Consider the following 12,286-nt stretch of genomic DNA (forward strand, 5'->3'; position numbering starts at 1 on the left):
CACGCAAAAAGGGCCGGAGGATTGCTCCCCCGGCCCCTTCTGTCTGCTCGTGGCAGGTGTCGGGCTTAGCGGCCCGAACCCGGCCCGTAGCTGATCTCGACGCGGCGGTTCTGCAGCTCGCGAACGCCGTCGGCGGTCGGAACGCGCAGGTTGGCTTCGCCGAACGCTTCGCTGGTGATGCGAGCGGCCGGGATGCCCTTGCCGGACAGATAGGTACGGACGGACGCGTTACGACGACCGGCCAGACCCAGGTTGTACTGGGTGGAACCCGACGTGTCGGTGTAACCCGCCAGCATGATCGGCACGTTGGCGCAATTGCCATAGGCCGTGACGGCGCTGTCCAGGATGGTCGCGGCTTCCGGCGTGATGTCCGCCTTGTCCCAATCGAAGAACACGATGTAGGGGCCACGGTTGCACTGGGCGACCGGCGGCGGCGGCGGCGGCGGCGGCGGCGGGGGCGGCGGCGGCGGCGGCGGCGGCGGCGGCGGCGGCGGCGGCAGAGCTTCCGCACCACCCAGGTTCGCCGTCAGCGTCAGCAGAGCCGAGTGCGATTCGACGTCGAAGGACGAAGCATTGCCACGGCCGTCGACAGCGTCGAAGTTGTTGGTGTTCAGGTAGCGGTACTTCACGCCGACATCGACGCGCTCGCTGACGGGAACGCGCAGCTGGACGAGACCCTGGTAGGCCCAGTCATTGTCGGTCTGCGAAGGCAGGATGTCCGGGCCATTGGCAGACAGCTGGAACTTCGACCATGCACGACCGAAGCCGCCACCGAACGACAGGCCGACGCCATCTTCGCCGCCGATGTCGAACATCGCGTTCAGCATGGCTGCGGCAACGCGCAGGTGGCCGCGGGTATCGGCGGTGCCGAACTGCGTGCCAGTGGCGTTGAAGGGCAGGCCCAGGGTGCTCGTGGTGGTCACGGAATCCGGATCAGCCTGCAGCCAGAAGCCTTCCAGCTCGGCACGGACCGGACCGAAATCGTAACCGGCGAAGCCGCCCACGTCGAAGCCTTCGTCCATCTCGACGGAGTAGGCATCATCGACGGTACCGGCGTCCACGTCCACGTCGCTCGGCAGTGCGATACCGCCCTGCACGCCGACATAGCCCTGTCCATCACGGGCAATGGCCGGTGCGGCCATTACCGATGCCAGAGCCAACCCCAGCATAACTTTCTTCATAAGTGTATTCCCCTTATCTACCTGCGCACCCGCCCTATAGGTACTTTGATCAGTACATCGCAACAGCCGTGCGGGTGCAGCAGCCATCCCGGACCGGTGGAACATCGTCCCGCCGAGCATGAACCCCAAGGAATGACAGGAATATTCGTTCCGGCGTGATGCTGCGCTGCAATCAGGTTTTCGCCCTACTGTTGCACGTTTGCCACGCAATTTCGTGCCTTGAGGCACAAAAAAGGGGCCGGAGCGAGGCTCCGGCCCGTTCAGGTGCGTTCGCAGGAGGAACGTATTGGGGTGGCCGGGAACCTGCCACACTGGCGCTCCCGGCCACCGATCCGGTCAGTAGTTGTAAGCCCGCTCGCCATGCTCACCCAGGTCGAGGCCTTCGCGCTCCACCTCAGGCGACACCCGCAGGCCGGTCACCAGCCTGGCGATGGTGAAGGCGATGGCCGCACCCACGGCCGCCCACACGATGGCCACCAGCACCGCGGCAATCTGGATGCCAAGCTGGCTGCCCAGGTCGTAATCGGCAGCACCCGGGCCACCCAGGCCCGGCAGCATGGTGAACGCGGTGCCGACGGAACCGATGATCCCGCCGATGCCGTGGATGCCGAATGCGTCCAGGCTGTCGTCGAACTTCAGCTTCGGCTTCAGGCTCACCACGAACAGGGCGCACAGCACCGCGGCGACCGCACCCAGCAGGATGGCGCCGAACGGTCCGGAATTGCCCGCCGCCGGCGTCACCGCCACCAGCCCGGCGATCGCGCCGGAACAGGCACCCAGCAGCGATCCCTTGTGGCCCAACGCCCGCTCGGTCAGCATCCAGAACAGCACGCCCGCCGCCGTGGCGACCAGGGTGTTGATCAGCGCCAGCCCGGCGGAACCGTTGGCCTCCAGCGCGGAACCCGCGTTGAAGCCGAACCAGCCGCACCACAGCAGGCCGGTGCCGATCAGCGTCATGGTCAGCGAATGCGGCGCCATGATCTCGGTCTTGTAGCCGAGCCGGGGACCCAGGATGATCGCGCCCACCAAGGCGGAGATGCCCGCATTGATGTGCACCACCGTGCCGCCGGCGAAGTCCAGCGCGCCCCAGCCGAAGATCAGGCCGGTCGCTTCCGGCGTGGCGCCGGCGTACCAGACCATGTGCGCGATCGGGAAATACACGATCGTCAGCCACACCAGCGCGAACACCATCAGCGCGGAGAACTTCATCCGTTCCACCAGGCCGCCGACAACCAGGCTCACCGTGATCGCGGCAAAGGTCATCTGGAAGGCGATGAACACGAATTCGGGGATCTCGACCCCTTCGCTGAAGGTCGCCACGTTGCTGTCCGGGGTCACGCCGGCCAGGAAGAACTTGCCGGCGGAGATGAACTGGTTCGCGTCGCCGCCGAAGGCCAGCCCGTAACCGTACATGACCCACAGCACCATCGCCAGGCTGGCGACCGCCAGGATCTGCGTCAGCACGGACAGCATGTTCTTGGTGCGGACCAGGCCGCCATAGAACAGCGCCAGACCGGGCACGATCATCATCATCACCAGCACGGTGGCGGTGATCATCCAGGCGGTGTCGCCCTTGTTCACCGTCGCCACCACCGGTTCCACGGCGTCGTTCGCCTGCAGCGCCGCGTCCTGCGCGAAGGCTGCCGTGGCGCCAAACAGGCCGGTGCCCAGCGCACCCGCCCCCATCACAATCTTGCGGATCATGTCCGTCCCCCTCGTCATGCCGGTCACAGCGCGTTCTCGCCGGTTTCGCCGGTGCGGATGCGCGTGGTGGAGGCCAGGTCCAGCACGAAGATCTTGCCGTCGCCGATGCTGTCGGTGCTGGCGGTCTGCTGGATGGTTTCCACCACCTGCGCGGCCAGCGCGTCGCTCGCCGCGATCTCCAGCTTCACCTTGGGCAGCATGTTGGTCGAATATTCCGCGCCGCGGTAGATTTCGGTCTGGCCCTTCTGGCGACCGAACCCCTTCACTTCCGACACGGTCATGCCCGCGACACCGATGGCGCTGAGCGCCTCGCGCACTTCGTCGAGCTTGAACGGCTTTATTATGGCGATGATGAATTTCATCACGGACCCCTGCTTCCCCACCGGACATTCCCCGGCTCCGCAAACAGGTACTCAAGAACCGTGCCAGTTGGGAAAAGCAGGCGTTAACAGGGGCGCGGCAAGCGCCCCCGCAGCACCCGCAGGGTGCGGTGCAACAAAACTGTAAGCATCTGCCCAAAAAATGGGCAGCTTACCGGCCTGTCAGCTCCAGTTCCGCCACCACCGGCAGATGGTCGCTCGCCACCGCGCTGGCGGGGCTGCGATGCACCCGTACCCCCGCGCATTGCCACTCCGCCGAATGGACGATCCGGTCCAGCGAGGCCAGTGGCCGCCCGCTGGGAAAGCTGCGCCCGCAATCCAGCACCTGGTATCCTGCGCCGAACGCCGTCAGCGCCCCCTTGCGCGGGGACCATTCGTTCAGGTCGCCCATCATCACCGTCGGCAGCCCCGCGGCCTCCGCCGCGACACAGGCAGCGGCGATCTGCTTGCGGCGCAGCAGCCCGGACAGGTCCAGATGCATGCCCGCCACCTGGAACCGGTGCCCGTCACAGGCCAGCTGTCCCAGGATGCAGCCGCGCGGCTCCAGCGTGGGCAGCACCAGCGCCTCGCCGCCTTCCACCTCGATCCCGCGCCGCACCAGCATGGCATTGCCGTGCCAGCCCACGGACAGCGGCCGCATGGCCACCGGCACCACCTGCCAGTGATGTTCGTCCAGCAGGGCGCGATCCAGCACCGTCTCGCGCTGGCCATACCGGCGATCCGCCTCCTGCAGCGCGACCACGTCGGCGCCGATCTCGTGCAGGACGGTCAGGATGCGCTCCGGGTCGCGGCGGCGGTCACGCCCCACGCCCTTGTGGATGTTGTAACTGGCGAAGGTCAGCCGCATCGCCACACCAACGCGCCTACCGCTCCTTGGTGGCGCTGAATGTCAGCTCCGGGTTCTTTTCCTGCTGGTAACCGATGTCCCACGGGCTTTTCGCCATGAACACCATGTCGCCGTCGCGATCCCGCGCCAGGTTGGCGCGGTTGAACCCGGCAAACGCCTCCTGCGCCTCCACCGGCCCCTTGATCCACCGCGCGGTGGCGAAGGGGGACGGCTCCAGCATGGCGGCGACCTTGTATTCGGCCTCCAGCCGGCTCACCAGCACCTCCAGCTGCAGCTGGCCGACCACGCCCACGATCCACTGCGCGCCGATCTCCGGGTAGAATACCTGGATCACGCCCTCCTCGCTCAGATCGTCCAGCGCCTTCCGCAACTGCTTGGTCTTGGTCGGGTCCACCAGCGCCACCCGGCGCAGGATCTCCGGCGCGAAGTTCGGCAGGCCGGTGAAGCGCACATCGTTGCGCTCGCTCAGGCTGTCGCCCACCCGCAACGTGCCGTGATTGGGGATGCCGATGATGTCGCCGGCCTCCGCCGTGTCGGCCAGTTCCCGGTCCTGCGCGAAGAACAGGATCGGCGAATGCACCGCGATCGGCTTGCCCAGTCCGCTCGGCACCAGCTTCATGCCGCGCCGGAACGTGCCGGACACCATCCGCATGAAGGCGATGCGGTCGCGATGCTGCGGGTCCATGTTGGCCTGCACCTTGAAGATGAAGCCGGTCACGTCCGGCCGCTCCGGACCGATCGCGCCGCCATCGGCCGGCTGCGGGCGCGGCGGCGGAGCATGGCGGGCGATGGCGCCGATCAGCTCCTCCACCCCGAAATTCTTCAGCGCCGATCCCCAGTAGACCGGCGTCAGGTCGCCGCTGCGGTAGGCGACCTCGTCGAACTCGGGATAGCCGCCCTGCGCCAGCTCGATCTCCTCGGCCAGCTCGGCAGGGATCGGCGCATCCGCCTCCCGCGTGCCCAGGAACTCGCGGCTCGGCCCCTCGGGCCGGGCGACCGCGCCGGTGCTGAAATCCAGCACGCCCTGGAACAGCCCGCCCATGCCCAGCGGCCACCCTTGCGGGCTGACATCCAGCGCCAGCGCATCGGCCACCTCGTCCAGCAGCTCGAAGCCGGGGCGCCCCTCGCGATCCACCTTGTTGATGAAGGTGATGATCGGCACGTTGCGCATCCGGCACACTTCGAACAGCTTGCGCGTCTGCGGCTCGATGCCCTTGGCGGCATCGATCACCATCACCGCGGAATCCACCGCCGTCAGCGTGCGATAGGTATCCTCGCTGAAATCCTCGTGCCCCGGCGTGTCCAGCAGATTGAAGGTGATCTCCCCCTGCCCGTCGAACTCGCGCGCGAAGGTCATCACGCTGGACGTGACGGAGATGCCGCGCTGCTGCTCGATCTTCATCCAGTCGGACCGCGCACGCCGCGCCTGCCCGCGCGCCTTGACCTCGCCCGCCAGATGGATCGCGCCGCCGCTCAGCAGCAGCTTCTCCGTCAGCGTGGTCTTGCCGGCGTCGGGGTGGGAGATGATGGCAAAGGTGCGGCGATTGGACATGGCCGGCGCCCCTACCGTGACCGGGGCGCCGCGTCCACTTTGGCTTACCCGCGCAGGGTGGCGCCCAGCTTGGCCGCCGCCGCCACCACCTTGTCACTGATCCCGGTCAGCACGGCCTCGGTATAGCTTTCGCCCTGCGGCTGCAGCAGCACCTCCACCGCGAGCGACTTCTGCCCCTCCGGCACGCCGGCCCCGCGGAAATCGTCGAACAGCCGCACATCCACGATGTTGCCCTTGTCCGCGCCTTTCACGGCGCGCAGCAGGTCGCCCGCCGGCAGCGTGACCGGTACCAGGAAGGCATAGTCGCGCAGCACCGGCTGCAGCGGCGGCGGGCTGTAGGCCGGCTTGGCGAAGCCGGCGCTCTTGCGCGGCGGGATCGCATCCAGGAACAGCTCCACCGCCATCACCGCACCCGTCAGATCGAACGCCTTCAGCGTAGCGGGATGCAGCGCGCCGAAGCGGGCCAGCACCACCTTGGGACCGAGCCGCAGCGTGCCCGACTGGCCGGGATGGAACTGCGCACCCGCCTCGCCCATCACCTGCAGCTTGTCGACCGGCGCGCCAGCCTCCGCCAGCAGCGCCAGCGCCTCCGCCTTGGCATTGAACGCATCGAAGCCGGCCGCCTTGCCGCTGGCCCAGCCACGCGGCGTGCGCTCGCCCGCCAGCACCACGCCCAGCGTCAGCCGTTCCGCGCTGCTACCGTCGGCACTGCGGCCGTAGCGGCGGCCGATCTCGAACAATCGCAGGGCTGCCGCACCGCGTGCCATGTTGCGCCCCGCCGCCAGCAGCAGGCCGGGCAGCAGCGACGGGCGCATGACCTTCAGGTCCTCGCTGATCGGATTGTCCAGCACCCACGGCGTCTCGCCCTCGGTGACGAACGGCTCTGCCGCACTCGCGGGCAGGAAGGACCAGGTCACCGCCTCCATCAGTCCCCGCGCCGCCGCCGCGCGGCGCACCCGCCGTTCGGTCAGCTGCGCCGGGGTGGCGGTCGGGCGGGCGACGCCGTCGGCGCGGGGCAGGGCCACGCTCTCGATCCGGTCGATGCCATGGACCCGCACCACTTCCTCCACCAGATCGGCCGGGCCGATGATGTCGGGTCGCCAGGTCGGCGCGGTCACGGTCCAGTCCGCCGCCACGGCGAAGCCCAGCCGCTCCAGGATCGTGCGCTGCTCGCCGTCCGGCACGGCCACGCCGCCCAGCCGCTGCGTCAGCTGCGGATCGAAGCCGATCACGGCCGTGTCCAGTGGCGGCGTGCCCGCACGCACCACCTCCGACGCCTCGCCGCCGCAGAACTCGATGATCATGCCGGTCAGCAGTTCCAGGCCGTCTTCCAGGAAGGCCGGGTCCACCCCGCGCTCGAACCTTGTGCGCGCATCGCTGGCGAGTCCCAGCTTGCGGCCCGTGGCGCCGATGCTCTCCGGATCGAAATACGCGATCTCCAGCAGCACGTCGGTCGTGCCGTCGGTCACGCTCGACTCCTCGCCGCCCATGATCCCGGCGATGTCGTGCACCCCGGCATCGTCCGCGATCACCAGCATCGACGGGTCCAGGCGGTAGGTCTTGCCGTTCAGCGCCAGCACCTCTTCGCCGTCCGTCGCCCGCCGCGCCACTACCGGCCCCGTCAGCTTCGCCAGATCATAGACATGCGCCGGCCGGCCGAAGCCGAGCGACAGGTAGTTGGTCACGTCCACCAGCGCGCTGATCGGCCGCTGCCCGGCACTGATCAGCGCCTGCTGCAGCCAGCTGGGTGACGGACCATTCTTCACGCCGCGGATCACCCGGCCGAAAAAGGCCGGGCATCCGGCCGGATCGTTCGTGCGGATGGTCACCGGGCACGGGAAGCTGCCCGCGATCGCCGGGATCGGCGCATCCTTCAGTGTTCCCAACCCGGCTGCCGCCAGGTCGCGGGCGATGCCGTGCACGCCCATGCAATCGGGCCGGTTGGGAGTGATCGACACGTCGAACACCGGCGACGACCGGAAGTATTCGGCCACCGGCATGCCCACGGGCGCATCGGCGGGCAGCTCGATGATGCCCTCATGCTCGTCGCCCAACTGCAGCTCCCGGACGGAGCACATCATGCCGTTGCTCTCGACACCACGGATGGCGCTCTTGCGCAGCACCATGCCGTTGGCCGGCACCGTAGCCCCGGGCAGGCCCAGCACGCCCTTCATGCCGGCGCGGGCATTGGCTGCGCCGCACACCACCTGCAACGGCGCACCCTCGCCCGTGTCGACGCTCAGCACCTGCAGCCGGTCGGCCTGCGGGTGCGGCGCGGCGGTCAGCACCTCCGCCACGCGGAAGCCTTCCAGCGCCCGCGCGGGATCGTCCACGCCTTCGACCTCGATGCCCAGTTCGTTGAGCTTCGCGGCGATCTCGGCAGTCGTGGCATCGGTGTCGAGGTGGCGTGCCAGCCATTCGGCGGAGAACTTCATGCGCGTGCTCCCACGCCGGCGGACAAGGTGGGCTGGTCGAACGCGCTGAAGCCGTAATGACCCAGCCAGCGGACATCGCCGTCGAAGAAGGCGCGCAGATCGTCCATCCCGTATTTCAGCATGGCCAGGCGATCGACGCCCACGCCGAAGGCGAAGCCCTGCCATTCGTCGGGGTCGAGCCCGCTCGCCTCCAGCACCCGGCGGTTGACCATGCCGCTGCCCAGCAGCTCCATCCAGCCATGGCCCGCCGCATCGCCGCTGCCACCCAGCACGCGCTTGCCGTTGACCAGCGCGAAGCCGACATCGACCTCCACGCTCGGTTCGGTGAACGGGAAGTAGCTGGGGCGCAGGCGCAGAACGATGTCATCCCGCTCGAAGAACGCCTTAAGGAAGGTTTCCAGCGTCCACTTCAGATGGCCCAGGTGGATGTCGCGGTCGATCACCAGCCCTTCGATCTGGTGGAACATCGGCGTATGGGTGGCATCACTGTCGCTGCGATAGACGCGGCCGGGCGCGATGATCCGCAGGGGCGCGCCCCCCGGATGGTCCTTCACCGCATCCAGCATCGTGCGCACCTGCACCGGGCTGGTATGGGTGCGCAGCAGCATCCGGCCGCCCTTCGGCGCCGTGTCCGGGAAGTAGAACGTGTCGTGCATGGCCCGGGCCGGGTGGCTTTCGGGCATGTTCAGCGCGGTGAAATTGTACCAGTCATCCTCGATCTCCGGCCCGGTGGCGACGGCGAAGCCCAGATCGGCGAAGATCTCGGCCAGCTCGTCCATCACCTGACTGACGGGATGCACGCTGCCACGCGGAGCCTCGGGCGCGGGCAGCGTCAGGTCCAGCGCCTCGGCCGCCAGCTGCGCCTCCAGCGCCGCGCCTTCCAGCGCCGCCTTGCGCGCGGCGATCGCATCGCTGGCCCCGGTGCGCAGCGCCTGGATCGCGGGGGCGCGGGCCTGCCGCTCCTCCGGCGCCATGGCGCCCAGCGTCTTCATCAGGGCGGAGATGCTGCCCTGCTTGCCCAGCAGCGCGACGCGGATCGCCTCCAGCGCGGAAAGATCGGCCGCGGCGTCGATCTGGGCGATCGCCTCGGTGCGGGCGGTATCGAGATTGTCGGTGTCGGTCATCGGGCCGGCGCTGTAACGCCCCGCCGCCGCGCGCCCAAGCCTCTAATTGCGCGCGGCCACTGCCACCGGCGCGGTCGCGTCCTTCAGCTCCTGCATCTCCGCGCAGGACACCACCCCCTGATCCACCAGCCGCTGCGCCATGATCTGGTGCATTACCGGGTGCGGCATTTCCGCATATTCGCTGGGGGTCATGTGCATGAAGGCGCGGAAATCGCGCACGAACTGCGCCTGGTCGTAATAGCGTTCGTCCAGCGCCTCGCTCCACGAACGGTATCCCGACATCATGAAGCGCGCCATGCTGCGCAGGAACCGCTGGCGGCGCAGCTCCTGCTTGGCAGGAAAGCCGAACCAGCGGCCGCAGATCCGCTCCAGCGTACGCGTGCTGACGCCCACCTGCTCCGCAATCTGGTACACGTTCGCCGTCGCCGGATCGCGCAGCGCCGCATGCACCGCAGCCACCTGCTCCGCCTTCTTGGCATGGCTGCCCAGCGGCAGGCGCTCCAGATGCGCGGTGATCCTGGCAGCCGTCTGATCCGCTGTGTGGCCCGGGGCGCTCACGATATCGAGCAACGGGGCGAAAGCCGCGAAGGCCGGATCGGTCATGCCGTCGAACAGGCGGTTGGCAAAATTGCCTGCCGGCGCATCGATGAACCGCGCCCAGCCTGCCGGTTGCAGCCCCAGCCCCCAGGCCAGGCAGCTCACCGTGTCGAAATGCAGCACATGGCTGGTCGGGCCGGTCACGCCGAATGGCCAGGTCGGGCGCAGCGGGTCCTTGCCCAGCGCCGCACGGAACGGGGTACCCGGCCTGAACCGCAACGCCGCCCATTCCGGGAACAGGCAGTCGGTGATCCGTTCGCCCGCCGGAACCGTGATGTCGAACAGGTACAACGACGTGAAATAGGGCAGCAGCGGCTCGCTGAGCCGAAAATAGCGCACATGCACCGAAGCGCCGCCACCCATAGCCCTTGCGACCCTGTTCTCGCCGGAACCAGCCCCCTGCTTTCCGGCTTCAGGCGGCATGGTCCGACAAACAGGGGGGCTTGGCAAGCACGCTGAACCGGCGGGTTTGTCCCATTGAAGGACCGGTCCGCCATAAGACAAAGGCGCGGACGGCCTGTGCCATCCGCGCCCTGTTGTCCGGCGGCAATGCGTCGGCGATCAGGCCGCCGGCAGCGCTGCCTTGGCCTGCGCGATGATCGCGCCGAAGGACGTGCCTTCGTTCATGGCGAGGTCGGCCATGACCTTGCGGTCCAGCTCGATCCCGGCCAGCTTCACGCCGTGCATGAACTGCGAATAGGTCAGGCCTTCGGCCCGGACCGCCGCGTTGATGCGGGTGATCCACAGCGCGCGGAAGTTGCGCTTCTTGATCTTGCGATCGCGGTACGCGTACTGGCCGGCCTTCTCGACCGCCTGCCGCGCGACGCGGATGGTGTTCTTGCGACGGCCGCGGTAACCCTTGGCCTGGTCCAGCAAACGCTTGTGCTTGGCACGCGTCGTGGTGCCGCGCTTGATACGTGACATGGTTCTAGCTTCCTCTGATCAGCTGCAACGCGCTCAGCCGAGCCCGTACGGGGCCCACTTCTTCACCGTCTGCACATCCGAATCGGACAGGACAGAGGTGCCGCGGTTCTGGCGGATATACTTGGCGTTGTGGCTGATCAGCCGGTGCCGCTTGCCTGCGACGCCATGCTTGATCTTGCCGGTAGCGGTGATCTTGAAACGCTTCTTGACCCCGCTCTTGGTCTTCATCTTGGGCATTTTGGTCTCCATGTTCGGGACACGTCTACACCGGCCTTGGCAGCCCTTGTGGCCAGGCCGGCGGCGATTCACGTGTCGGTGAAGCGCGGGCCATTAGCCCTGCCCGCGCAGATTCGCAACCCTCTGCCGCAAAAGCCGTGTGGCCCGTCTCCGCCAGCCATTCGGCAAAGTCGCCATCGGGCACCGGCTCCGCGCCGGCGGGCAAGTCGGCGGTATAGAGCCACGCCGTCGCTGGCGCCTCGCCGCTCTCGCTGGTGACCGTCACGGCGGAGCGGCGATATTCCGCCGCCTTGGCCGCGTCCACCGCCGTCAGGTCTACGTCGCCCGCCTCGTGCAGCATGCCCTGCACCGTGCCCTCGCCAGGCAGCAGCGCGGGATACCAGCCGCGGGGATCGGGCAGAGCCCACAATGCACTGGGAACGGTGGCCGACCAGCCGGGGCCGAGGCCGGCCAGCAGCGGTCCGGCATTGTCGCCGGCGGCATCGGCGCGCAGCACGCCGTACAGGAACAGTGCGCTCATGCGTAGATCATCCTTCGTGTCATGCCGCCATCCACCACCAGCTGCTGCCCGGTGACGAAGCCGGCGGTCGCCAGATATTCGATCGCGCGGGCAATATCGGCCACCTCGCCGACCCGGCCGGCGGGATGCTGCTCGCGATCTGCCGCGCTGTGGTCGGGCGCCTTGCGCTCCGTCGCCTTCTGCCACGGTCCGGTCTCGATCCAGCCGGGCAGCACGGCATTGACCCGCACCTGCGGCCCCAGCGACACCGCCATGGCATGGGTCAGCGCATCCAGCCCGCCCTTCGCCGCCGCATAGGCATAGGTATCCGGTTCCGATTGCAGCGCGCGGGTGGAGGAAATGTTGACGATGCTGGCGCCCGCCTGATCCGGTGCCGCCCGCCGCAGCAGCGGCAAGGCCTGCCGGCTGCACAGGAAGGCGGCGGTTAGGCTGGCATCGATCCACCGCTGCCAGTCGGCCAGCGCCAGATCCTCCAGCGGGCCGCATGCGGGATCGGCGATGCCGCTATTGTTGACCAGGCAGGTCAGCGGCGCCCCGCCCAGCCACGCGTCGACCTGCCGGAAGGCGGCGATGACATCGGCCTCCTGCCCGCAATCGGCGGTGATTGTCAGGCAGGCCTCCGCGGGCAGCAGGGAGGCGAGCTCCGCCAGCGCCGCCTCGTCCCGGTCCAGCGCGACGACGCGCCACCCTAGGCCACCGAAATGCAAGGCGGTGCCCCGGCCGATGCCGCTGCCGCCGCCTGTCACGAGGATGGTCCGGTCGCTCATACCGGCAGCAACGCCCGG

Annotated in this window: 12 protein-coding genes; all 12 read right to left on the reverse strand. The window is 68.4% G+C overall.

Annotation, left to right across the window (positions count from 1 at the left end):
* Positions 1-65 precede the first annotated feature (65 nt).
* On the reverse strand, positions 66-1,181 hold the full coding sequence (locus tag PK98_RS11210) for an OmpA family protein (protein WP_039096999.1): 1,116 nt from the start codon (positions 1,179-1,181) through the stop codon (positions 66-68).
* A 336-nt stretch (positions 1,182-1,517) separates the two neighbouring features.
* Positions 1,518-2,885 carry an ammonium transporter gene (locus PK98_RS11215; protein WP_039097000.1) on the reverse strand — a complete coding sequence of 456 codons (1,368 nt, stop codon included), beginning with the start codon at positions 2,883-2,885 and terminating at the stop codon, positions 1,518-1,520.
* A 23-nt stretch (positions 2,886-2,908) separates the two neighbouring features.
* A complete protein-coding gene (locus PK98_RS11220) occupies positions 2,909-3,247 on the reverse strand; it encodes a P-II family nitrogen regulator (RefSeq protein ID WP_039097001.1) in 339 nt (112 codons plus the stop codon).
* 169 nt (positions 3,248-3,416) lie between these two features.
* On the reverse strand, positions 3,417-4,112 hold the full coding sequence (locus PK98_RS11225; protein ID WP_039097598.1) for an endonuclease/exonuclease/phosphatase family protein: 696 nt from the start codon (positions 4,110-4,112) through the stop codon (positions 3,417-3,419).
* Between the two features lie 16 nt (positions 4,113-4,128).
* Positions 4,129-5,664 (reverse strand): peptide chain release factor 3, encoded by a 1,536-nt coding sequence (locus PK98_RS11230; RefSeq protein ID WP_039097002.1) that lies wholly within the window; start codon positions 5,662-5,664, stop codon positions 4,129-4,131.
* Positions 5,665-5,708: 44 nt separating this feature from the next.
* Positions 5,709-8,099: a phenylalanine--tRNA ligase subunit beta gene (gene pheT / locus PK98_RS11235; RefSeq protein ID WP_039097003.1), complete on the reverse strand. Its 2,391-nt coding sequence runs from the start codon at positions 8,097-8,099 to the stop codon at positions 5,709-5,711.
* Complete coding sequence (gene pheS, locus PK98_RS11240) at positions 8,096-9,223, reverse strand: phenylalanine--tRNA ligase subunit alpha (RefSeq protein WP_039097004.1); 1,128 nt, start codon at positions 9,221-9,223, stop codon at positions 8,096-8,098. The genes pheT and pheS overlap by 4 nt, the downstream gene beginning before the upstream one ends.
* A 42-nt stretch (positions 9,224-9,265) precedes the next feature.
* Positions 9,266-10,159: a helix-turn-helix domain-containing protein gene (locus tag PK98_RS11245; protein ID WP_161792436.1), complete on the reverse strand. Its 894-nt coding sequence runs from the start codon at positions 10,157-10,159 to the stop codon at positions 9,266-9,268.
* Between the two features lie 222 nt (positions 10,160-10,381).
* Positions 10,382-10,744: a 50S ribosomal protein L20 gene (gene rplT, locus PK98_RS11250; RefSeq protein WP_039097005.1), complete on the reverse strand. Its 363-nt coding sequence runs from the start codon at positions 10,742-10,744 to the stop codon at positions 10,382-10,384.
* A 33-nt stretch (positions 10,745-10,777) separates the two neighbouring features.
* Positions 10,778-10,981, reverse strand: a complete 204-nt coding sequence (gene rpmI, locus PK98_RS11255; RefSeq protein ID WP_039097600.1) for a 50S ribosomal protein L35 — start codon at positions 10,979-10,981, stop codon at positions 10,778-10,780.
* 25 nt (positions 10,982-11,006) lie between these two features.
* The gene (locus tag PK98_RS11260; RefSeq protein ID WP_052208568.1) at positions 11,007-11,501 is read right to left on the reverse strand and encodes a gamma-glutamylcyclotransferase family protein; all 495 of its coding nucleotides are present in this window, start codon (positions 11,499-11,501) and stop codon (positions 11,007-11,009) included.
* On the reverse strand, positions 11,498-12,268 hold the full coding sequence (locus PK98_RS11265) for an SDR family NAD(P)-dependent oxidoreductase (protein WP_039097006.1): 771 nt from the start codon (positions 12,266-12,268) through the stop codon (positions 11,498-11,500). Before PK98_RS11265 ends, PK98_RS11260 begins: the two co-directional genes overlap by 4 nt.
* Between the last annotated feature and the right edge of the window lie 18 nt (positions 12,269-12,286).

Source organism: Croceibacterium mercuriale (assembly GCF_000802385.1).
GTDB lineage: Bacteria > Pseudomonadota > Alphaproteobacteria > Sphingomonadales > Sphingomonadaceae > Croceibacterium > Croceibacterium mercuriale.

Coding starts and splice junctions, on each gene's coding strand:
- PK98_RS11210 (WP_039096999.1), bottom strand. CDS start 1,181: ATGAAGAAAGTTATGCTGGGGTTGGCTCTGGCATCGGTAATGGCCGCA.
- PK98_RS11215 (WP_039097000.1), bottom strand. CDS start 2,885: ATGATCCGCAAGATTGTGATGGGGGCGGGTGCGCTGGGCACCGGCCTG.
- PK98_RS11220 (WP_039097001.1), bottom strand. CDS start 3,247: ATGAAATTCATCATCGCCATAATAAAGCCGTTCAAGCTCGACGAAGTG.
- PK98_RS11225 (WP_039097598.1), bottom strand. CDS start 4,112: ATGCGGCTGACCTTCGCCAGTTACAACATCCACAAGGGCGTGGGGCGT.
- PK98_RS11230 (WP_039097002.1), bottom strand. CDS start 5,664: ATGTCCAATCGCCGCACCTTTGCCATCATCTCCCACCCCGACGCCGGC.
- pheT (WP_039097003.1), bottom strand. CDS start 8,099: ATGAAGTTCTCCGCCGAATGGCTGGCACGCCACCTCGACACCGATGCC.
- pheS (WP_039097004.1), bottom strand. CDS start 9,223: ATGACCGACACCGACAATCTCGATACCGCCCGCACCGAGGCGATCGCC.
- rplT (WP_039097005.1), bottom strand. CDS start 10,744: ATGTCACGTATCAAGCGCGGCACCACGACGCGTGCCAAGCACAAGCGT.
- rpmI (WP_039097600.1), bottom strand. CDS start 10,981: ATGCCCAAGATGAAGACCAAGAGCGGGGTCAAGAAGCGTTTCAAGATC.
- PK98_RS11260 (WP_052208568.1), bottom strand. CDS start 11,501: ATGAGCGCACTGTTCCTGTACGGCGTGCTGCGCGCCGATGCCGCCGGC.
- PK98_RS11265 (WP_039097006.1), bottom strand. CDS start 12,268: ATGAGCGACCGGACCATCCTCGTGACAGGCGGCGGCAGCGGCATCGGC.